The 22,203-nt window shown below is 62.4% G+C and carries 16 protein-coding genes; 3 read left to right on the forward strand and 13 right to left on the reverse strand.

The features are described 5' to 3' along the window. Positions 1 to 170: 170 nt before the first annotated feature. The 5 genes from BUS42_RS23320 to BUS42_RS23340 all read right to left on the reverse strand — a co-directional run bounded on the left by BUS42_RS23320 (position 171) and on the right by BUS42_RS23340 (position 7,208). Positions 171 to 1,127: an ISAzo13 family transposase gene (locus tag BUS42_RS23320; protein WP_254053738.1), complete on the reverse strand. Its 957-nt coding sequence runs from the start codon at positions 1,125 to 1,127 to the stop codon at positions 171 to 173. Positions 1,128 to 1,132: 5 nt separating this feature from the next. After that, the gene (locus BUS42_RS44430) at positions 1,133 to 1,378 is read right to left on the reverse strand and encodes a hypothetical protein (protein ID WP_074306014.1); all 246 of its coding nucleotides are present in this window, start codon (positions 1,376 to 1,378) and stop codon (positions 1,133 to 1,135) included. Positions 1,379 to 1,788: 410 nt separating this feature from the next. Continuing rightward, entirely contained in the window at positions 1,789 to 3,177 is a 1,389-nt protein-coding gene (locus BUS42_RS23330) for a CehA/McbA family metallohydrolase domain-containing protein (RefSeq protein WP_074310132.1), read from the reverse strand. A gap of 248 nt (positions 3,178 to 3,425) precedes the next feature. After that, positions 3,426 to 4,928, reverse strand: a complete 1,503-nt coding sequence (locus BUS42_RS23335; RefSeq protein WP_254053687.1) for a cellulase family glycosylhydrolase — start codon at positions 4,926 to 4,928, stop codon at positions 3,426 to 3,428. Between the two features lie 732 nt (positions 4,929 to 5,660). Next, positions 5,661 to 7,208, reverse strand: a complete 1,548-nt coding sequence (locus tag BUS42_RS23340) for a sugar ABC transporter ATP-binding protein (RefSeq protein WP_074310134.1) — start codon at positions 7,206 to 7,208, stop codon at positions 5,661 to 5,663. A 269-nt stretch (positions 7,209 to 7,477) separates the two neighbouring features. Between BUS42_RS23340 and BUS42_RS23345 the strand changes: the two genes are divergently transcribed. Next, complete coding sequence (locus tag BUS42_RS23345) at positions 7,478 to 7,900, forward strand: zinc ribbon domain-containing protein (protein ID WP_074310136.1); 423 nt, start codon at positions 7,478 to 7,480, stop codon at positions 7,898 to 7,900. 23 nt (positions 7,901 to 7,923) lie between these two features. Here BUS42_RS23345 and BUS42_RS23350 read toward each other — a convergent pair whose 3' ends face one another. The 3 genes from BUS42_RS23350 to BUS42_RS23360 form a co-directional block, all read right to left on the reverse strand. Beyond that, entirely contained in the window at positions 7,924 to 8,781 is an 858-nt protein-coding gene (locus tag BUS42_RS23350; protein WP_074310138.1) for an NAD-dependent epimerase/dehydratase family protein, read from the reverse strand. A 153-nt stretch (positions 8,782 to 8,934) separates the two neighbouring features. Continuing rightward, on the reverse strand, positions 8,935 to 10,068 hold the full coding sequence (locus BUS42_RS23355) for a glycoside hydrolase family 88 protein (protein ID WP_074310140.1): 1,134 nt from the start codon (positions 10,066 to 10,068) through the stop codon (positions 8,935 to 8,937). Positions 10,069 to 10,234: 166 nt separating this feature from the next. Further along, the gene (locus BUS42_RS23360) at positions 10,235 to 10,579 is read right to left on the reverse strand and encodes a hypothetical protein (protein WP_074310142.1); all 345 of its coding nucleotides are present in this window, start codon (positions 10,577 to 10,579) and stop codon (positions 10,235 to 10,237) included. 530 nt (positions 10,580 to 11,109) lie between these two features. On the opposite strand from BUS42_RS23360, the gene BUS42_RS42975 reads away from it, so the two are divergent. Continuing rightward, positions 11,110 to 11,565, forward strand: coding sequence for a hypothetical protein (locus BUS42_RS42975; protein WP_143206444.1), 456 nt, complete (start codon positions 11,110 to 11,112; stop codon positions 11,563 to 11,565). 292 nt (positions 11,566 to 11,857) lie between these two features. On the opposite strand, the gene BUS42_RS23370 is transcribed toward BUS42_RS42975, so the two are convergent. Then, a complete protein-coding gene (locus tag BUS42_RS23370; RefSeq protein WP_074310146.1) occupies positions 11,858 to 14,788 on the reverse strand; it encodes an FAD-binding and (Fe-S)-binding domain-containing protein in 2,931 nt (976 codons plus the stop codon). Between the two features lie 538 nt (positions 14,789 to 15,326). Between BUS42_RS23370 and BUS42_RS23375 the strand changes: the two genes are divergently transcribed. After that, positions 15,327 to 16,274, forward strand: a complete 948-nt coding sequence (locus BUS42_RS23375; RefSeq protein ID WP_074310148.1) for a choice-of-anchor A family protein — start codon at positions 15,327 to 15,329, stop codon at positions 16,272 to 16,274. Positions 16,275 to 16,310: 36 nt separating this feature from the next. On the opposite strand, the gene BUS42_RS23380 is transcribed toward BUS42_RS23375, so the two are convergent. From BUS42_RS23380 to BUS42_RS23395, 4 genes are read right to left on the reverse strand one after another with little or no spacing between them, the layout of a single operon-like run. Then, positions 16,311 to 16,805 (reverse strand): hypothetical protein, encoded by a 495-nt coding sequence (locus BUS42_RS23380; RefSeq protein ID WP_074310150.1) that lies wholly within the window; start codon positions 16,803 to 16,805, stop codon positions 16,311 to 16,313. Next, entirely contained in the window at positions 16,802 to 19,579 is a 2,778-nt protein-coding gene (locus BUS42_RS23385; protein ID WP_074310152.1) for a LodA/GoxA family CTQ-dependent oxidase, read from the reverse strand. The genes BUS42_RS23380 and BUS42_RS23385 overlap by 4 nt, the downstream gene beginning before the upstream one ends. Before the next feature lie 44 nt (positions 19,580 to 19,623). Continuing rightward, complete coding sequence (locus tag BUS42_RS23390) at positions 19,624 to 21,693, reverse strand: tyrosinase family protein (protein WP_074310154.1); 2,070 nt, start codon at positions 21,691 to 21,693, stop codon at positions 19,624 to 19,626. Then, a complete protein-coding gene (locus BUS42_RS23395) occupies positions 21,693 to 22,190 on the reverse strand; it encodes a hypothetical protein (RefSeq protein WP_074310156.1) in 498 nt (165 codons plus the stop codon). Before BUS42_RS23395 ends, BUS42_RS23390 begins: the two co-directional genes overlap by 1 nt. Positions 22,191 to 22,203: the final 13 nt, after the last annotated feature.

The following is a 22,203-nucleotide window of genomic DNA, read 5'->3' on the forward strand; positions in this document are numbered from 1 at the left end:
ATGTGCCAGTCGCTGTGATCGCCCGATTTCCTGTGTGGCTCCGGGTAGAAGGTGTTCTTATGAAGCCGGGCCGTCTCTGGAGGTGAGGCCAGGCACTCCAAGCACCGGACCAGCCTCTCTTGCAAGCATGATTGCGGTTTAAGGAATAGGCCGGGAATAACTTCCCGTTTTCATGCTGGTTTGGGGAGAGCCCGGTAGTTCCATTTGGGCAGGACTTTGTCGAAGACAATTTTCATGCCCTCCTTGAATCCCTCGGCGCACTTCATGCCGGTCTGATACACCTTCTCAAGGATTCGCACTGCCACCTTCAAGCCCGTGGCAGTCTCGGTCTTGGAGATGTAGTACTGGACCGTCTCCAACGTTCGAAAGATCACCCCGCGGCAGGCCCGCGTCACGTGCGGGAAGAGGCGGTGCTCGATCGGGTTGTACTTCGAGCAGTACGGCGGGTAATGGGCGATTCGGATCTCGATGCCCAGCCGATTCGCCAACTTCTGAAGTTGCTCCTTGAATACATATCTCGACGCACTATTGCTACCTCCGCCGTCGCACAGCACCAGCAGTTTCTTTGCCCCGGGATAGGCCGACCGACCGTCAGATTCCCACCAAGCCGCGATGCTGTCACAGGCCAGTTCGCTGGTGTCGTGGCTGGTGTTGAGGTGGACGAATCCAAGGTTCCGCCCCACGTCGTAGATCCCGTGCGGGATCACAGTACCCGAGCCCATGCTCCCGAAGTCATGGTCGTTGACCACGATCGTTTCTTGAGTATCGATCACCCCGTCGCGTTGGAAATCGCCCAGCAATTCCTTCTTCTTCGTGTCGATGCTGATTACCGGCAAGCCGGCCTTCAAGTACCTCTTCTTGAGACGGGAGATATTCTCGAACTGGGCGTTGCGATCCGGGTGGCGCGGCCCCATCGTCTTCTTCTTCACCGCCTTCCGCCTGCGGTAACCATGCTTCCGGAGCAACTTCGAGACGATGTCGCGACTGACGCGTGTCCCCAATTCCTCCATCCGCTTGGCGATCTGGCGCCGTGACAAGTTGGTCCATTTCACTTCGAGTCGCATCGGGTCGCCCGCGGTGTGGTCCTCAAGGACCTTGTGAAAGTTCGCTTCGATGGCCGAGTCCACCTCGATCAACCGTTTCCGGCCGCCCCTTTTTTGCGAGTGCGGCCCGTGTCCAGGTCGTCCTCGCCTTCCAATTCCCCGAGGCCCAACCGGATCGTCTTCGGGTCACACTCCAGGACACCCGCGATGTACTCGACCCCGCCGTGCCCCAACTTCGCGGCCTCAATCGCCGCATACCGCCGCCGGTCGTTCTCTTTCAACGAGCCGAAAAGCCGTTTCATCATCCGTTGGACTGTCGGTGTGTAGGCTTCCATGTGACCCTCCCGTATACTCCCTCCAAACATCTGGTCTGACATCCTAACCGATGCCAACCACGGAAGTTATTCCCGGCCTATTCCTAATTGGCTTGATGGAGTTGTTGAATTCGATGATGTGAATAGCAAGAAATGTGCACTAGATGAGTGCAACTCGTGGCCTCCTGCGGCTTTTTGCATCGCTGCGGTGGCCCAGCAAAAAGCAAAGAAAACGAGACTGCAGCAAAGATACCGGGATCTCGTTCCCACGAAGAGCATGGGAACGAGTTTCTCCCGCGAATTTCGGCCTCCGAGGCAGACAGACGGCCCGGTTTCCTTGCGACAGACTCAAGAAAACCATGACCAACGGCTGAGGGAACCCATCCATTCTCGGTTCTCCGTGGGCCACCCGTTGTTCGTTCTTGGACCGTCTATTTCGCCTCGCGCACGTAGATGGGATTCGCGTAGATCCAAGGACGTTCCTCGCCGTCCAAGCTGAGCCAGCCTTCGACGCGATAGACGCCCGGTTCCTTGATCGCGTGGTCGAGGGTGTCAGACTGACGGTCCTCGATCACCTGGCCGTCGCGGAGCAAGCGAATCCGGCAAGCGACCGGGAACTGGGCGACCAGTCGCAAGCTTGGCGAAACCGGCACCTCGTCTCCCAACAGGGCATGAGGGGAGCCATTCGGACCGGTGACCGCCTCGAACCGAAATCCGGTCGGGTCGCAGATCCAGTCATGGCTCACGTAGGCATGCCCCCCGCGCAGCGCTCGGCGGATCGCCGGTTCGGTCAACTCGGCCGCGAGGACATGGGTGCTCACGTTGCGGAACGAGCGGCTGTAGGGATCGAGATCAATTCGCGCCAGCACGTCTCCGGGTTGATGGCCTTTGGTCATGGCCCGGATTCCGGGTCGGCGCGTCGCGTCGATCGTGCGCCGGTCCTGCTCGGGGTCCACGTTCGTGCCGATTCGGACGTGGTCGGCGTCGACCATCGTTACCAGCAGCACCATGTAGTGGTGGCAATCGTTCGCCGCCACGCCGGTCAATCGCCGCGACTTGGCTTCGGCGTCCCACTTCGCCAGGTAGTCGGCCTGATACGTCTGTTGGGCCGCGAGGATCTCGTCGGGGTAGAGCCGGAGACTCTCCTCCAGTTCGAGGACGGTCGCCGGGTCGGTGAGCTGGAGGGTGAGCGCCGCCACGCTCTCCTTGTCTTTCTTGAGGTCGGCGTGGCGGTTGTAGATCTCCATGCCGTCGAGGTCGGTCATCGGGTGTTCGGGCCGTTCCTCGATGTGCGAGAGGAAGATCAGGCCGTCGTTGTCGCGAACCGCCTGAATCAAGGCCGGGGTTGGGTCGCTCATCCGACCCATGATCGACCGCGTCGGATAGATCAGGAATCCACGACTTTCCGAGCCGGGAACGAACAGGACTCCTTCGCGGATTCCGCGCCAGCTATCGGTGATGAAGTCTTTGGGCGGCCGATGGTGGTCGGTCAGGAGGATCGCATGGACCCCCGCCCGTTTCGCCTCCGCGAGCATCTCCAGTCGCGTCCCGCCGGTGTGGGCCGAGTCTTCGGCGTGGGCGTGGAGGATGGCGCGATAGTCGTTCAGGCCCGCGATGGGCGGAAGAGTCCGTCGCGTCCCTTGGATCCGAAGCGCATCTTCGTGCGCCGCTTTCAGGCGGGCCGGGGCCATCCGTTCCACGGGCGAATATTTCGGTTCGGGAGCCTTCCCGTCAGCGGCGATCACGGAATTCGCCGCGATCAGGCCGAGGAAGACGAGCCCTTGCGGTTTACGGCAAGCGGAGGCGATGAAGCCGATCATGGCGGATTCGCTCGAGGGGTGAAGTTCGGAGGTGACCTCACACTATCGGGGGGTTGAGTCCCCATCAAGAGGCGGCTGCGTGGGTGGAACCGGACCAGGGCTCGACCCCTGGAAGAAATCCCCACGAACGGGCTGCCGGTTCTCGATTGAGTGCGGGAACGGTAACGCACTCCGTTTGCGTCCCTCGTGGGGCTGCGACCAACCTATTTATCGAGAAGGCTTCATGTTCATTGATCTTCTCGTCTTCGCTATTGCCGCTTGATTTGGACGCGAATCGTCGTTGGCCTGGCGGCGCGGCAGACGAGTAACTGCCTGGCCTCGTCGCGCCAGCAGGTGGCGTCGGCCGGGAAGCATGTGACGGCGGAGTCGCGTGCGAAGAGGGCGTTGGGCACGAAGATCTCGGTATCTCCCCGCGCGGGATCATGATCCCAGGCGAATGACAGCCCACGGCCGCCCTGATCTTCTTCCTGATAATGAAAGAGAAGCGGAGTGCCCGCGGTATGACGGGGGTACGGACGCGGCCGGAAATTGGGGCGGATCATGCCTGCCGGGTCGAGGATCGAGAAGTCCTCGCCGTTCCAGCCGTCCTTGGCCTGTTCGTTCCACCGCGGGGTGTAGTTCCACTGGGCGCCCGAGGCGAGGCAAGCATCAAGGCGGTCATAGAGGTGGGAGACGTAACCGCCCGCGTTCTGCGTACCGACCCCGACGCCGAACTCGCCGAGAAAGAGGGGGACGTTCCACTCGTTGGCCTTTGACTTCATGTTGGCGAATGCATGTTGGGCGCTGGTCGGATTGCCATACCAACGGTTGAACGCGAGGGTTAACGGCTTATAGTAGTGGGGCGCGTACGCGACACCGTCGAACGTGGGCCGAGGCAGTTTGGTCTGTAGCCCGGAGTTGGTCGTGACGTGCCCTTCGATGAACATCAGGGCCGATGGGTGCCGTGCCCTCAGGACCGCGGTCGCGTCCTGATAGAGCGGGCCGAGCTCGTGCTCCTCGTCACCCCAGGGCTCGTTGATGAGGTCGTAGCCGATGACGCCATGCGTCTCGGCGAACGTCAGGCTGATGCGCGAGAGCATCATCAGGTAGCGGGTTCGCACCCCCACGGCATCGGAAAAAAAGTCTTTGAACGACTGATGTGTTGTCGGGTCGGTGGCCATGAGGATCGGCCAGTACCGGCGACTTGGGCTGTTGTTGTCGGGCCTCGAAGGCCGGCCCCGGCGTGAGATCGCCCAGGACGGGAAACCATCGCCGCTGCCGCGCGATGTGAACCGCGAGAATCCGTCCTGATGGATGTCGATCACCACATACATCCCGTGCGCCCAGGCCGCTTCGGCCGTGGCGCGGATTTCCGCCAGATAAGACTCGTCGTAGCAACCCGGCTGAGGTTCGTACGCTTCCCAGAGGAAGAGGAGCCGAACGACGTTCATGCCGAGCCCTTGGAGCCGGGCGAAGTCGGTCTCCGTCAGGCCAGGCCGGAACGGAGGGACCTTCGAGTCTCCCGTCAGGTTGACCCCGCGAAGGATGACCACACGGCCGGTGGGCTCGACGAAGTGTCGGCCCGCGGCGATCAGGATGGGGGGGCGAACGGTGGGAACTGCCGATCCTGCGGGGAGACTCTTTTGGGGCGCCTTGGGAGGATTGCGCGGCTCGGCGGCGGCCGTGTCACGACCGACCCCGAGGCCGAGCAACAACAGCACCGCGAGGCGGCGAGCCAGAAGAGTGGGGGGAATATTTCGATGGCGCATCATGGCCTGGTTGTGTCGATCCGTCGCGTCGGCCCCCGGCTCTCGCCGAGGACGGACGAAGCCATTTTGGCAGTGGGCACGCGCTGCTCATGGCAGTATATCACTCGTTTTGCAATTGAGGTGGCTCGGACTCTCCCCGATCAGAGAACCGGGACGCCAAGAAGGGAGTGGCCGACGGCGTATGATCAGTGGCATCCAAGGGAAACGAACATGAGGGCGAGCCGCGGAGCTCAGAAAAAAAGGTCGTTTCGCTCTCGATTTGAGGTGCGAGCTCGTTCGTTCGCAGAAGTATGCTTGTCTGTTGGGCTGGTGATTTTTGAGGTTTGTGTTGGCCGCGCGGCTGAAGTGGTTTGGAGGTGTTGGTTGAATTGCCGGGCATGGCCAGGTTTGGCTTGGCCGGGTCTTCTCCGTTCCTTGGCTTCCTGGAATGAGCCAACCGAGGGTGACCTCGGCCCTCGTCTCGTCCCGCGACGGCCTGTTCTCAACTCAGCAGACTGCGGATTCTCTTGCATGAATGCTGATGTTTAAGTTGTAGGGTGGGCACGGCCCACCAATGTTTTTTTATTTGCTTCCAGCAATTTTCCGTCGAATGAAGCCCGGAGCATGGAACCCGCGCCACCGGTTCCGAACGCGTTCGCTCGGTGTGACTGGGGTCCCCGACCCTCGGTCTCTTGGCCTTGGCACCAGGGCCGGAAACCACCATCCTGGAATGATAAAAATGACTCGAGGTGACACTCACGACGCTTTCGCCGCGCGGTCGAGGAATTGGGTTGCCGCGTGCATGATCGTCTCTTCGGCGGCCTCGGCGCGGGACAGTTCGGCGGTGAGCCGGCCTTCGCAGAGGACGAGGATTCGGTCGGAGACGGCCAGCAGCTCGGGGAGTTCGCTCGAGGTCATGATGATCGCCATCCCTTCGGCGACCAGGCGGCGGATCAAGGCGTAGATCTCGGCTTTGGCGCCGACGTCGATGCCGCGGGTCGGCTCGTCCAGGAGCAGGACCTTGGGACCGGTCAGGAGCCAGCGGGCCAGGATGCATTTCTGCTGGTTGCCTCCGGAGAGGCTCGTGATGGCCGCGCCGCCGCCGTCGGTCTTGATCGCGAGCTGGCGGATCGAGTCGGTCACGGCGAGGGCCTCGGCGCGGCGGTCGATCAGGCCGCCCCGGGTCAATGCGTTGAGGTGCCGGATCGTGATGTTCTCGGCCACGGTCATCCGGTCGAAGAGGCCGAGCGTTTTGCGATCCTCGGTCACCAGGGCGATTCCCGCGGCGATTGCCTGGCCGGGGTCGCGGAACCGGACCGGCTTGCCGTCGAGCAGGATAGTGCCGCCGGGCGCGGCCAGGCTGGCGCCGAAGAGGGCCTCGAGCAGCTCGGTTCGGCCAGCCCCGAGCAGGCCGGCGATGCCGAGCACCTCGCCCGATCGGACTTCGAAGTTGAGGTTCGAGAGCGCGGGGCGACCGCTGCCGGGGGGGCTCTCGAGCGAGAGTCCGTCCACCTGGAGGAGGGCCTTGCCGGCGACGGCGTTGTGCTCGATTTGCAGTTCGGCGATCTCACGCCCGACCATCCAGCGGACCACCTGCTCGGGGCCGGTCTGGGCGCGGGGCGAATCGGCCACGAACCGGCCGTCGCGGAGGACGGTCACATGGTCGGACAAGGTGAAGATCTCGTTCATCTTGTGCGAGATGTAGAGCACGGTCGTGCCGTGCTTGCGTAAGTCGTCGATCACGCGGAAGAGCCGCGCCACCTCGGCGTCGGAGAGGGCCGAGGTCGGTTCGTCCATGATCAGGACGGCGGCGTCGAAGACAAGGGCCTTGGCGATCTCGACCATCTGCTGATCGCCGATCCGCAGGTCGCCGACCCGGGTCCGGGGGGAGATCGGCGTGCCCAGGCGGTCGAACAGGCGTCTGGCTTCGGCCTCCATGGCGCGGTTGTCGAGCCACCCTGGCCCGTGCGTCTTCTCGCGGCCGAGAAAGATGTTGGCGGCCACCGTCATCTGGGGAACGAGGTTGAGCTCCTGATAGATGATCCGGATCCCCGCGTCCTCGGCGGCACGCGGCCCTGAGAAGGCGACCGGGCGGCCGTTGATCTCGATCTGGCCGTCGTAGTCGGTGATCGCGCCGGCGAGAATCTTCATGAGCGTGCTCTTGCCCGCCCCGTTCTCGCCGCAGAGCGAGTGCACCTCGCCGGCACGGGCCGTGAAGGTCACGTCGCGGAGCGCGTGGACCCCGCCAAAGTTCTTGGTGATCTGCCGCATCCGGAGCCGGACGGATTCTTCGGGAACGCTCATGACGATTACATCCGTCGAGGGAGTCTCGGTGCCTGCCTGCCTACCGAACTGGGATTGGGGTGGTCACCATCGTACGTGCCCGCCTCGCAGCGCGGAAGAGAGGAGTTGGCCTCTCTTGATTCCATTCCGGTTCCTCAGCGGCCGCGCCGGTTTTCGGTGTGTTCGGGGGTTCGCGGGTGTATCATGAAACCCGAATCGATCGGTGCGTCCCCTCCCCTCCCCCAAAACGAACGAACGAACGAATCAGCGAACGAGCGAGGTCCACGACCGTGCCCCAGCAGCCGTCGGAGATCACCTACATCGTGGCCTATCGCTGTCCGAACTGCCAGGCTGCGCTCGAGGCGAGGACCAGCGAGGCGCAGACCTGGCTCCGTTGCCCGAAGTGCGGGCGGGCGAACTTGCCGCCGGAGCTCGTGAGGACGCCTCGTGTCGACCCGATTTTGCCGGGCGACGACGTCCTGGTGATCGGCCCCGCCACGGATGCCCCAGGCCTGGATACCGGTGAACAGGGCGGCTATCATCGAACCTACCCTGGTGCTGTTCGCCGCGTGGCGCTGGCCATCTTGCTACTTTCGTCGGTCTCGTCGGTCGCGACGGCGTTCCTCACGGGAAACTTCATGAAGGTGGCGATCTTCGGGGTCATCACGATCTTCCTGCTCGTGATCACGAGCCTGACGGCAAGGCGGCGCTGAGCGGCCTTGCCCTTGGTTCTGGATCACGATTCGGGTTGCCCGGCGTAGGCGTCATCCTCGGGGTGGTACTCGAGCCACTCGATCGCCTCGCTCAGATCCCAGCGCATCCCTCGGTTGTTCGACATCCCGTTGGCCACCAGGAAGTCACGGTCGTCCATGTCTGACTCGACGGCCCCCTCGAAGAGGCGCACCAGGTCGCCATTGGACAGCCACAACCCGCGCGACCAATCGTCGGTGAGTGTTTCGGGCCGGTTCTCTCCCGGCTGGATCCAGCCGAGCCGAAGCGCGATGAACGTCATGTCGAACGAGCTCGCCAGGCTACGGCCGAGGCGTTCGCCCATTAACTTGGTCGCGCCATAAGGGCCGTCGGGCCGGGGCGGACGCGCGACGCCGATCGGCCCGTCGTCGAGCTCGCGATACCCACCCATCACATGGTTCGAGCTGGCGAAGATCACCCGATCGACGCCCGCCAGGGCCGACGCGTGGAGCACGTTGCCGAGCGCATCGAGGTTGGGCCCGACCAGGTCTTCCCACGAAGCGGCGTCGTTCGGGTTGGCCGCCAGGTGGATGACCGTGTCGACCCCGTGGAAGTGGGTAATCCAGTCTTCGTCAAGCTCGGCCAGGTCGGCCACAATGAGGTCGGGATCGTCCGGGTCGGCCGCGCTGTCGATCAAGACCAGGTCGTAGAGCTCGCTCCAGGCGGCCCGGAGCTTCCGGCCGATGTTGCCGGCCGCTCCGGTGATGAGAACGGTGCGCGGACCCTCTTCCATGTCCTCGTCATCGAACTCGGCTTCGGGATTGTAGATCGGCAAGCTGGGCAAGGCGTCCGCACCATTGAGGCGGTTCTCCTCATCATGGTCGGCTGACTCGTCGAGGTTCATGGCGGCAGCTTTCAAGAAGAGGCGTGAGGCGGTCCATCGCGAATTCGATCAACCAGCCGAAGAGGCGCAGTCGCCCCCAGACGATACCGCATGAGGGCGAGGAACACCAGGAGAGCCGATGGCCGAACGGGGCGCCGCGGGGTCTTCGACCCGTCAGCCCGGCTTGCGGATTCCGAGGACCTTGGCCACCGCTTCGAGGAAGAAGTAGTCGCCCCACATCACCGACTCGTCGACGCCCAGCTTCTTATGAAAATGATAGACACCGTGCATGAGCACACCTTCCCACCCGGGGGTGTTCCAGGCGAGGTAGCGGTCGGTGCAGAGGGTATCGAGGATCGTCAGGCTGGCGTTCCGGTAGCGGCGGGCGCGGTCGGGATCGGTGGTGAGCTCGGCCAGGTTCCAGAGCCCGGAGGCCGCGATCGCGCCGGCCGAGCTGTCGTCGATCCGGTCGGGGCCGGGGGGGACGTCGAAGTCCCAAGGGGGGACGAGCCCGTCCGGGCAGCGTGCGATGAAGTGGTCGGCGTTGCGCTCGGCGACGGCGAGGTCGATCGGATCTTTCGTGTAGCTGAAGACGGTCCCGAAGCCGTAGAGCGACCAGGCCAGCCCTCGGGTCCAGTCGGAGTCGCCATTCAGGCCTTGGTGGGTGGTCTGGCGGAGGAATGCGCCGGTCTGGAGGTCGAAGATCCCCTCGTGCGCGGTGCCGCCGTCGGGTCGGACCAGGGTTTGCTCGGTGGTCCGGCAGTGGTAGACGGCCAGGTCATAGAGGGCGTCGTCGTTCGACTCCTTGGCGGCGTAGAACATGATCGGCACGTTCATCATGATGTCGATGAACAGGCTTTCGGGCGCGACGAACGACCGCAAGTACTTGCCTTTGGGGTTGAACCGAAGCGCCAGGGTCTGCCCCGCCTGGATCAACACCTTGCGGAGCGCCTGGTCTCCGGTGTGCCGGTACCAGGGCAGGTAGGTGTTCAGGAAGATGAAGCCGAGGTCGTGCACGTCGCGGTCGTGCTGCTTGTGCTCGATGCGCTTCGAGTAGTGCTCGGCCTGAGCACGCCACCAGGGGTCGCCGTCGCGTTCCGCGAGCAACCACATCATGCCGGCATGGAACCCCGCGCACCAGTCGGTCCAGAGCTCGCCCGCGTGCTTCCAACGCCCCTCGACCGTGTAGATCGGAAAATAGTCGGGGGTCCGCTCGATCGTCGCCCGGACCTGGCGGCCCGCGAAGTCAAAAGCCCGCTCTAGGCGGGGCTTCAGGTCGGCCAGATCGATCTCACGAGGTTCGGCCACGGTTCGTGCTCCTTCGGACGCAAGTTTTCGAAAACCGCGTCGAATATACCGCACCGGGCCCGGATCGTGGGCGAAATAACCACCCAGAAGCGCAAGACGCGACGCGGGGTCGGCCTCGTCGCTTTTTTCAAAGCAAGTGGGGAACCTGCGGAGCTTGAAGGAAGGGTCAATACTCCGACGCGGCCGGCAAGGCCTTCCGCCTGAGTCGGGAGAGCGCGAGGAGGACGACCGACAGGATCCCCAGCGTCCAGGCGAACTGACGACGGTCGGTCGATCCCCGCGAGAGGCTGGCGAGGATCCCTAAAAGGACGGCGATCTCACTCCCGATGATCGAGCCGATCAAGACAGGTCGACGCCACCGGCTCGACTCGATGTTGAGCTCATTCTCGTCGACGCCGGGCCGCGCCGCCAGACTTGCGATCGCAACCGGTTCCGCAGCTCTTCCTGATTCGGTGACCTTGTTGGTCTTTCTGGTTTTTTGCTTACCGAGAGTTGCGAGGTGCGGAGACATGTCCAACTCCAAAGCCGCAGTCAGCGGGAAGGTGGAGTGTGTCGAGCGTGGATGTATTTTATGATACTAAATCGATCATAGATCAAACGCGAATCATCGTCTAGTCCCTCGTGAGGCCGAAAGAGCGGGATTTTCGGGCATTTTTCGCCGGTTTCGAACCGTGGGTTCCGGCGAGATGGGGTGGCATGGAGAGGTTTAAGGATCAGGGAGAATGGAACGAGAGTGGCGAGCCTGGACTGAGAATGCGGTTTGGGGCCTTTAGGTGTCATTGAAAATTAAAATGTGACGATATCAATCGCGAATTTGAGGCGATGCTGGGCTACGACTCCTGGGACCGTCGCCATCCCATCCGCGATTCGATCGGGATGAGGCTGGTGGGATCGATGAGATTTCACCGCTCAATGCCTGGCACGCTTCTGTCGGATGAATCATGTGTCCCTGGTCAAGTCCCAGGCCATGGCCTCTCTGAATGCCTGGCACGCCCACCCGCCACCGCTCGCAAGCGGACGAGGCGGGCATGCAGGGAGCCGATGGATGACAATCATCGGTTGGAGGCGATCGGCTCAGCTCTGCCCACGGTTTCAATCGTCGAGGAATCAAAGATTCGTCGTGAGTATCGTGACGACAAACGTGACGAAGATGACGGTGAAAAACCAGAGTGCCACCATCAAGCAACCATTGCCCTTGCCAAAATAGGCACGGAGGAGGGGGTTGACACGTTTTCCCTGTTCAACGCGACGGACCACGACATCTCTAAGCAGAAGGCCGATGACGACGAACGCGCCGACGATTGCACTGCCGGCCAGGATCGCAATTTTCGCGGTCGAGGAGAATTTGGACGCCCCGCCGTTCGCGTCTTTCAAAACCATCCGCAAGGAAAGGGCCACGCCAACGAACGCTCCGCCGAGCAACTTGAGGATGACCGATTTGTCGGAAGCGAAAAGGTCTTCGAGCTCTCGTTGGAAAGGAACCTTTGCCATTGTTGAACGGGCCTCAAAGCAGAGATGCGATTCGTAGCGAAGGTGAGATATTCTAACGGCATCGCGTCTGGATGCTAGATCCCGCCTGGTTAATCTTAGAGGTGGGACGTGCCAGCCGATTTTGCTGACCGCATTTTGTAGGTGTGAATCCTCTGTTGGGTTTGGGTTTGGTAGATTTCTTGGCGAAGCGATATGTGATGTCTTGTTTGTGTGATGATGGATGTTGCGTGCGTGGCTTGCCGCGGTCGGCCGGTTGCACGCTGGGATTGGTGGTGCGGGCAACCGTGGCCGTCCGGGCTCAGGCTGACTCTTGCGGGGTCAGTTGGTCGGCGAGCAGCTCGATCGGGTGGAGCGGGGTGAGTCCGGCGAGGCCGTGGACCTGGCTGCGGCAGGAGAACCCGGGGGCGATCAGCCGCGCTTGGGGGTTGGCCTTCATGGCCGGCAGGATCACGCGATTGGCCAAAGCCACGCTGACCTCGTAGTGGCCGTGCTCGTAGCCGAACGAGCCGGCCATGCCGCAGCAGCCCGAGTCGAGTTCCTTGACCTCGAGTCCCGGAATCCGGCGGAGGGCGGCCAGCGTTCCGGCCGTGCCCACGAGGGCTTTTTGCTGGCAGTGGCCGTGGAGGAGGACTTGCTCCTCAAGAGGACGCAAGGGGAGCGAGGGCACCCGGGCCGGGTCGGCCACGAAGGCGTCGACGAGCAGCGCCGACTTGGCGACGAGGTCGGCGTCGGGGCCGAGCCGGAAGTCGCGGTACTCGTCGACCAGGGTGAGCAGGCAGCTCGGCTCGCAGCCGAGGATTGGCGTTCCCTTGCGGGCGTGGCCGACCAATCTGCGGACGTTCTCGCGGGCGAGGTCGCGGCCCAGGGGGAGCAGGCCCTTTGAAAGCGCGGGGCGGCCGCAGCAGGGCAAGCCCGCCAGCTCGACCCGGTAGCCGGACGCCTCGAGCACCCGCACGGCGGCCCGGCCGATTTCCGGGTTGTTGTAGGTGGTGAAGCAGTCGTCCATTAAGAGGACGGACCCCCGCGTCCCCGCGCGGGAGTCGACCGGGTGGCGGCGGAACCAGCGGCGCAGGTGGTCGCGCGCAAACGTGGGGAGAGTTCGCCGGCGATCGATCCCGGCAACCTTCTCGAGTAGCCACTTGAACGAGGGCTGTTGCAGGGTCCAGTTGGCGAGTGGGGCCGTCGCCGAGCCGATCGGGTTGAGGTGGTGGATGTGGCCCATTAAGAGTGTGCCGATCGGCACGCGCTTGGCTTTGTAGACCTGGTGGAGGACCTCGGCTTTGAGCTTGGCCATGTCGACACTTGACGGGCACTCGCTCTTGCACGCCTTGCATTGAAGGCAGAGGTCGAGCGCCTCGTGCAGCGTCTCATTATTGAATCCGTCGTTGCCCAGCTCTCCGGTCATCGCCATCCGGAGGCTGTTGGCGCGGCCCCTGGTCGTGTGCTCCTCCTCCATCGTGACCATGTAGCTCGGGCACATCGTGCCGGTCCCTGTCTTGCGGCAGGCACCGACGCCCGAACACATCTCGACGGCTCGGGCGAACCCGCCCTGGCTCGAGAAGTCGAACACGGTCGACTCGGGCTCGTGGGGATGGTAGTCGGGGCCGATCCGCAGGTTGTCGCCGGGATCGGGGGCGGCGACAACCTTCCCCGGGTTCATCCGGTTCTCGGGGTCGAACGCGTGCTTGACCGTTTCGAATGCGCCGTAGACTTCGGGGCCGAACAGCTTGGCGTTCCAGAGACTGCGCGCCAGGCCGTCGCCGTGCTCGCCGCTCATCGCGCCTTCGAACTCGACGACCAGGTCGGACACCTCGCGCGCGATGGTTCGAAGCGACTCGACCCCCTCGCGGGTCTTGACGTTGAGGATCGGCCGGATGTGCAGGCAGCCGACGTCGGCGTGGCCGTAGCAGGCGGCCTCGACCCCTTGGCGGTCGACGATCGCCTCGAATCGTTCGTAGAAGGCGGGCAAGCGGGCGGGAGCGACCGCCGTGTCTTCGACGAACGCGACCGGCTTGGAGTCGCCGACCAGCCCCATCAGGAGCGAGAACCCGGCCTTGCGGACCTTCCAGAAGTCATCCTTCTCCGCGCCCCCCAGGCTCTTGCGCACCCCCAGGACGTGCGGCCGCCCCTCGAACCGGCGGGCCAGGTCGTTGGCCCGGTCGGCCAACTCCTCCGCGCTATCGGCATAGAACTGAGCGGCCAGGACCGCGGCCGGACGCCCTTCGGCGAACTCCATCCGGCCGGCGTAGGCGGGGTGGGTCGCGGCCAGGTCGAGGATCATCCGGTCGAGCATTTCGACGGCCACCGGACCGGTTGCCACGATCTCTTCGAGCCGGTCGAGCGCGGCCGGGATCGTCGCGAACGAGAGGACGACGAGGCCGGTCGCCGCGGGGATCGGCACCAACTTGAGCTCGGCCCCTTGGATGACCGCCAGCGTTCCTTCCGACCCAACGATCAAACGCGCCAGGTTGAACTGCCAGGGATCGTCCCGCCAGCCGGCCGCGCGGACCGGCAGGCCGGGCACGAACTCGTCGAGGTTATAGCCGCTGACCCGGCGGAGGATTTTCGGAAACTTCGCTTCGATCGCCGCGCGGTGCCGGGCAACGGTGTCGCGGACCACGCGATGAATCGTGCCCACGGAATCGGTTCGGGCGCAGATCGTGTCGAGGTCTGCCGCGGCGACCGGTCCCAGGGTCGTCGGCGTGCCATCGGCCAGGACGACGTCGACGGAATGGACATGGTCCACGGTCTTGCCGTAGCGGAGCGATCGGGCGCCCGCCGAGTTATTACCGATCATGCCGCCGATCGTCGCGCGGTCGCTGGTCGACACGTCGGGTCCGAACATCAGGCCGAGCGGACGGAGGTGGGCGTTGAGTCGGTCGAGCACCACCCCCGGTTCGACGCGCACGGTCATCCGGTCACGATCGACCACGCCGACGCGGTTCAGGTACTTGGAGAAGTCGAGCACGATCGCCGGCCCGATCGTCTGCCCGGAGAGACTCGTGGCCGCCCCGCGAGGCACGATCGGCACCCCTTCATCGGCGGCAATCCGGACCGTCGTCACGACGTCGGCCGCCGTGCGTGGCAGGACCACGCCCAGGGGTTCGATCTGGTAGAGACTCGCGTCGGTCGAGTACAGGCCGCGGGTCCCCCGATCGAAGCGAACCTCGGCGCGAGTTTCCCGGCTCAGTCGGTCTTGGAGACGCTGCAGATTGGTGGTCGTCGTCATCACGATATCTTATGCCAGGATCGACCACGAAGGCGATCCCGTCCTCACTTTTCTTCTGGGTTGATCCTGAGCTTGGTGCGGGCGGGCATGCTGACGATTGCCACCCCCCGAACGGCCCGGCAAGAGCAGCCGATCGAGGGCTGTGAATCTACGCTTCTGTTTCTATATGAGGATCTTTATGGTGTCTTTCGGCATCATAGGACGGATTTTTCTTCGTAATATATTTCCTAGATTGCCCAGAGTATCGGAAGCCCAAGTTCGCTTTGACCCTGCTCGGTTTTCGGCATTAACATGACATCTCTGGGGCCGTTGGGCCAGCCCCATTGTCCGGTTGTTTTAAGGAGAGGGGAAGCGAGCGACTCGGATTTCTCGCTCCAAGGCTCGATCGGGCGTGCTTCCATTACGCCCACTCTGAACCCGATTCAGAGGAATTGACTTCCCTCTCCCGACGGATTCGTTCCCCCGAGCCACGCTCCTGCATGAGCGATGCTCGGCAGGGTTGCCGCAGCTGTACGTTTTGACATTAAGGAGAAGATGCGTGCTGAATCGGCGTGTTTGTGGTTTTTGGGGTTTGATCGCCACCCTTGCGATCGTGACCGGCGAGGCCCAGGCGGGACTGCTCGGGCCCGCTCAAGATTACAACCTCTTCATTCTTGGAGATGCGAATCAACTCTACAGCGATGCAGAAGGGCGGGTGGCGGTCGGCGGCAACGCGTACTACTCGGGCTACAGCTTCGCGTCGAAGCTGCCGACGAATACGACGAACTCACTTGTGGTCGGCGGCAACCTGAACTTCAGCAACGGCACGATCCACGGTGACCTTCACGTGGGCGGAACGGCCAACCTGTCGGGGGTTAACGTCACCGGCGGGACCTTTTACGACAAGCCGATCGATTTCGCGGCGGCCGGGACGTCGTTGACCGCCCTCTCGACTTACCTGGCGACGCAGTCCTCGACCGGTTCGGTAGGCGCGGGGGCGCTCGGCCTGACCCTGACGGGGACGTCCAGTGGCCTCAACGTGTTTAATCTGACGGCCGCTCAGTTCGCCAGCGCTAACAACAACGGACTCAATATCGTCTCTCTCGCCGGCTCGACCATCCTGATCAACGTCGATGGGACGTCTCCTTCGTTGGCGAACTTTCAAATGTATGTCAACGGGTCGGCTTCGGAAACGAATCCTTTGATCAACAACATCCTGTTCAACTTCTCGAAGGCGACGTCATTGACCGATACGAATGTCTCGATCTATGGCAGCGTCCTGGCGCCTGGCGCAGCTCTTCGGTTTGACTATAACCATATTAACGGGACATTGGTCGGGGCCTCGCTCACCGGGCATGTTGAGGCGCACAACTATCCCTTCGGAGGAACACTCCCACAAGCCGTCCCCGAGCCGTCGTCACTGACCCTGATGGGAATATGCGGACTGGTTCTCCTGTTTTCACCGCACCTGAGGCGAGGCTTTCAGGGGGCCGAACCGCCCGTTTAAACCTGACGAAGTGGAACGGGGAGTGGGAGCCGAGCGTCATCGTTCCTCCTGTTTCACCGCGTACCAGGAAGCGACGACTCCTGCCGGACTCACGCCGCCGCCTCCGCTCGGGTGTGGGATGGCGCGCACGATCGATCCGACCATCGCCTGCCGTTGTTGCACGCCGTTTGGCCACTGGGGCACAAGATATCCCACGTAATCATAAATCCACTCAGAGCCTCCGATGATTCCTTTGCCCTCAAACCGGATCTCCATCGGGTTTCCGTAGCTTCGGGATCCGTGCAGGTCGAGCGACCAACCGGAGCCTCCGATGGTCCCTTGGAGAAGATTGAGCGGAGCTTCGCCGATCGTAATGGTGCCGTGGCCGAAGAACAGGCCGTAGACTTGATTGAGGTAGGCGAGGCACTTTGTCGGATCGTTCAGAAGCTTCTCGGGATCCGAGAGGGCTGAATCGATGGAGTCGAAGAACTGGCTGGGGTCGTTGAGAAGGCTGCGATAGGTCCAGTTTCCCACGAATGGGTTTTCGCTCATGATTTGTGCTCCACGTTACGTTCAATCGAGATAAACTTGGGATTCGGAGGAAGTGCGGTGGGGGCCTGCGCCGAGGTGTCGGGGTTGAGCACGACGAATCCGAGATGGGACCAGGAGGTCACCATCTTCAAGTCCCCCGCGTCCGACTGCGGGATGCCGCGCGACCAGTCGAGCATCATGTAGCTGGGTGGTTGGCCTGCGGGGCTGACACTTTCGAAGACTTGGAGTGGTCGATGGGCCGGCCACCACATGGTGACCCACGCCCGTTCGCGGTTCTTCAGGGCTTGATCGTTCTCGCTCAAGGGATCGATACTGGCCCATGAGTCGTATGTGATATCGATCGGCTGGGTGCTGCACTCGTTGAAATCCGCCTGCCATGGCACGGCCATGGATTTGGTCAGGTCGCCCGGTTGCAACCCGCGGTCGAAGTCATTCGAGAGACTCAACGAGACCGATTGATAGGACGTGTAGTCTTGTTCGGGCACACTGCCCCTCAGATAGTTCGCTTGCGCGGCGGTTTGTTGGAAATTCGAAGTGTCGGGGTCGGCCTTGAGCCGATAGGCCTGGGTGTGGATCGACGGGTTGCGGATGATCCAGGTCACCTCGGCCCCCGGACAGAACGCACCCCCAAGCATGTTCGACAACACCGCCCGATCGAGACTCCTGCCGGTTCGGTTGACCCAATTGGCGTAAACGCTCGTCGGTGTCTCAGGGATCCAGCCTTCGGCGCACTCGTTGACGAAGAGCCCCTTCGCCCATTGGTTGAGCAAGTAGAGCTGATGGTCAGTCAATCGTAGAAATTTAGAAGTGACAGAATTGCTGATCGGATTGTCGCCGCACAGCAGGGGCATCAGGGGAAGGCCGAAGGTTCGGTCGGTCGGTTTGCCTCGGAGGCTGAACTGGTTCTCTTCGCCCGGTCGGCGGAGCATCGAGACAAGATACTCACGGATCGCGCGGTGCGGGTCGAGTGTGCAACGTTTCCGGCAGTCCTGCTGACAATCCGCGAGCAGTTTCCCGGAGCGATGGTCACTCAAGGCCTGGTTCAGGGCGGTCTGAACCGGCTGCACAAGTCGTTTACGGAAGATCCTGGCGTGCTCATCGTCTCTGAGAACGTTCGTTTCGGCCGTGGGCCGCGAGGGCCAGAGCTCTTGAGCCTTCGTTTCCAGCTTGGCGATCAAACCCTTGACGGTGGTTTCGAGCTCATCGATCGTCTTCGAGGGCGCGGCGGTCGCATCGCGGCCGCTCGGTTCCATCGCTGAGGAGTATGTCTGGCGCGTGGGAGCCACCGCTTCGCTCGCGATCCGGGAACTGGAGTCGGTGATCGCTTGCTTCAGATCCGACTTGAACTCGGAGAAAAGATAGGTCCCGAGGCGGGCGGGAGAATTGTCTCGCGAGCCTACGTCCCCGAGACTGTGAGTCATCGCGTCGGTTGACGCGAGCGAGGGATCGAAGTTGATTGTTGGGTTGAGCGCTGGAACACCGAGTTTGAGGCTGAGGAAATTCACCGCCTCAAGCAAGGTCGGAGTAATGCGCTCGAGCACGAGCTCGCCGGATTCGTGCTTCTCGAGGCATCGCTTTTCGCACTCCTCCAACTTGTCGTGATCGATCATGGGGGGAGTGGCGAGCTTCGTCTTGTCGAATTCCCCGCGGGTGGACTGGTTATGAGGATAGTTTGACTGGCCGAGAATGTTTGACAGGTAGGAATATTGATCGGGACGATCGAGGATTGGCCAGATGTCTCGGTAAAACCACGGTTTGTAGGTAGGATTCCAACCCAATCGCTGGTTTTTCCAGACGCTCAACGCCACCGGATCGTGAGCGTCGACGGGCGCGGGGTGGTCGAATGTGCCAATGATTCCGTAGATGTTCAATTGATCGGCGAACTCTCGGATCGCCAGGTCGGCGATCACATCATCGAGAGTGACCATGTCCAGGATCTGCGGAGCGTAACGTGGGTAACCCACGACGACCCACGAAGCCGCCTCGACATCGACGAACCGAATCGCGGTGACCTCCTCGGAGTCCATCACGAGGCGGGCCATCACGGGCCCGTCGGACGTATCGTCGAACCAACCGTCGGTATTCGCATAGCTGTCGATCCGAGGCTGCCCGAAGTCAGCCCCTTTGTAGGTGCCGGAATGGCCGTGTCCGCCCAGAACGAGGAGTCGGCCCTCATCGTCCGTCTTCAGGTCGCCGAGGGTGTCGATCGAATGGGGAGCGAGCGGCGGGGGAAAGGTGGCGGCGTAGATGTTGCCGCCTCCCCTGTCGAAGCTCGCCTCGCGTCGATTCGTGCGATTGACGATTCGGGGCCCCGGATCGATCACCAGACGTTGTCGCGCGGAGCTCTCGGTGACGTCCTTGTTTCGTAACGGATGGTCGGATGCATAGCCGTGCTCGCCGTCGAGTTGCTGGAACTCGTACCAGGCGGATTTTTTGTTGGCAAGATAGACACGCCATTGGATATCGACAAGTTTTCCCGAGTTTCCTCCACCCTGGATGGGGTCGCCCAGCTTCAAGGGCCTTCCCTCGGGAGACTGGTCGTCGTAGACGTACACCTCGAAACGCGCGGCCTGACGCTTGACGCGTCCGTCCGCATCCTTGAACTTATCGACTGTGACATGCGCGTTACCATTGGGCGTGAGTCGTGGATTTCCGTTGGAATCGCAGGCGATCGGAAGTCCCCCGGGCGTCTCTGGCCCGAGATAGAACTCCGACGGACTGTTGCCGAGACGGGCGACACCGATACCCGGATGAATTCGATAGATCGGTTGCATATCGGTTCTCAACGAGGTGGAGATCAAACCCGGCCGGCGAACGATCAGTCGAAGAAGTCGAGCGAAACCCCATCGAGTCGGAGCAACTCGTGATCCTCGGAGTAGTCGGCACCAATCACGAGGAGGGTAATCTGAAGGGTGGTTGCGCCTTGGTCGAGGAGTCTCCTGACACATTGCGTCACGGGGAGACGATGGTGCCGAAGCGCTTGGTGGCTCCGTTCCCGGATGTCGAACTTGCGGGGTCGATCCGGCGGGATGTCGCAATGCCCGGGACCGCCGTAGCAAGGCCCGTGCCCGAAAATCGCGAGATAGCCCGCGTAATGCTCGTGATCGAGGGGAGTTGAAGCTGTTGCGTCCGGCAGGTTGAGGAAGACGCGGATGAAGCAGGAGCGGGGCAATTGGGGAACGCGATGCAGCCGTACCTCGGCCTGTCGGAACGATCGTTTCACCGCCTCGGGGAGTTCGAGCGAACGAGAGACGAACCGACCAACCGGGCTTTCCAGTCCGACCGGAATGATGCGAGAACTCTTGACATATTCATAACCAAAGCGACTCATGTCCAGGGTGTCGCGGACGGTGTAGTTCCACGGCGTGAGGACGGCGTCGAGATCGACGGGGGAGGAATTGGGACGCAGTCGCTGCCATTCCGACCAGATGCGGTCGATGTTGGTATGGATCGGCCAGAAGACCGGATCGAACGACGCAGTCAGGTTGCTGAACATGTCGCCGTACTGGGGCTGGGAGTGGAGGTCCTCCCGCGAATGGAATCGCCGCCCGACGACCTGGACACCCCGATTGCGGTTGTCTTGGGCCAGCGTTGGCGACGTGACGAGCGCGGAACCGTCAGGTTGTCCCGGCTTGTAGTCGGGGTTCATGCCTCCGGTCCAAAGATGCATTGTATTATGGGGATTTTGATCCAAAAATCCGAACGCGTCATTGTACAGGTTGCCGCCCCCGAAATCCCGGAACGATTCCAGGCTCATGATCTGGGCGATGTCGTCGGCGGTCGGATAGTGGTAATGGACGGCCTGGTTGATCGTCGCCGGCTTGCCGTTCGGGGTGGTGTACTCGGCGGGGTAGCGCAGGGGATACCAGAGTGAGTTGCTCGCCAGCAGTGCATCGAGAAAGTGTTCTCGATAGGTTCCCGTCGTGAATTCTTGGCCAACCAGATTGCGGATCTCGTCGAAGAACTTTCGCTGCGACGAATAGGTCTGATTCGCGATGGTGCGGACGGCCTGAATCACTTCGGCGGGAAAGAAGGGCTTCAAGTCGGCGATCGATTTCGGAGTGAGGAAGCATTTTAAGGCCTCCGGAATGATCGCCCCCGTTTCCGGGTGCTCCGGTCGATATCGAGGCATCGTGAAATCCCAGTACGGGATTGTCACCCCGGGGCAATGATCCTGAAACACTTGCTCGACTTCGTAGAGGTAGACGCGATGCCAGGGCAGGAATCGCTCCCAGCCATGCTGGCAGTGATTTTGGTGGATTAACGCCACGTTATTGTAGTTGCGCCGATCATTGGGCCACTTGTTGAGATTGTAGAGTTCGCGGAACACTTCGCGGTATCGTTCCAGTTCGGAGGTGGTCAGGCAATCGATATTCAGTCGTCGCTTCAGTTCGCCTCTTTGAGCGAGGTATTCGTTGCCGGAGCCCTCAATGGCGTCGAAGGTCGTCCGGGCCGGAGGTGAGTGATCCTGAGGCTGGAGCACGACGAGGCGGAGCGGGTTCTCCGGCGCCGTGCTGAGGGGAAGGCTCTCGATCAGGTGGTCGTCGAAGGGGCAGCCATCGTCGATCCAATCGGAGATGAACGCGACGTCAGCCGGGGCGACGGGTGTACCGCCCCACGGCAGCGGCGGAAATTGCGACCCGTCAAACGGAGCGAGGCCCCGTAGCCCAATCACGAGCGCCGAGCTGTTTCCTCGGCCTGGGGTCGAGCCCGTGTCCTCCGCGGCCGGCGCGATCATTCGCTGACCCTGGACCGTGACTTCGAGGAATTCCGCGCGGGGCAGATTCCAGAATCGGCCGACCCCGCCATAAGCCGCCGCACTCGCTCCGGCGGCCTTGTCGAGGATGTCCCTGACCATCAAGTAGCGACTACGGCCTGGTATTGTCATCACTGAGGAACCTCCACCGTTGCTTCGATTCTGAGGGAAACCTCCGGTGCGGTCGCCTTCACGGGTCGGTGGTCCAGCAGCCACGCGACGATGAGGAGGGCCAGGCCGGATGCGAGGAGCGGCGATTTCACGGGGCCGAACCGGCCGGCAAGGATCGCGATCACGGCGATCACCCTCATGACGAATGGGCCTTGATGGCGCCGGGCTCCCTCCCCCAGACCCGTGGCGGTCACGCTGACGACCAAGCCGAGGACGGACAGAGGCAAGAACCAGTCGAAACCGCGGGTCACCACCAGGCCGACCGAGCCGAAGGTCCAGAAGTACGCAGCCAAGCAGATCGGACATTTGGGAAGCAGCGTAATCCCCAGTCCCGCGGTGATTGCCCCCAGCCCCCTTGAGTGGCAGAGCCGACGAGCCTGATCGCAGGCGCGGGCGTTCCGTGTGCCCGTCGCGGGTTCGCGGGGGCACTCACACTTTTCAGGAGTGAGTGGATTCATGGGGATATTGCCA

This window comes from Singulisphaera sp. GP187, from assembly GCF_900129635.1.
Lineage (GTDB): Bacteria > Planctomycetota > Planctomycetia > Isosphaerales > Isosphaeraceae > Singulisphaera.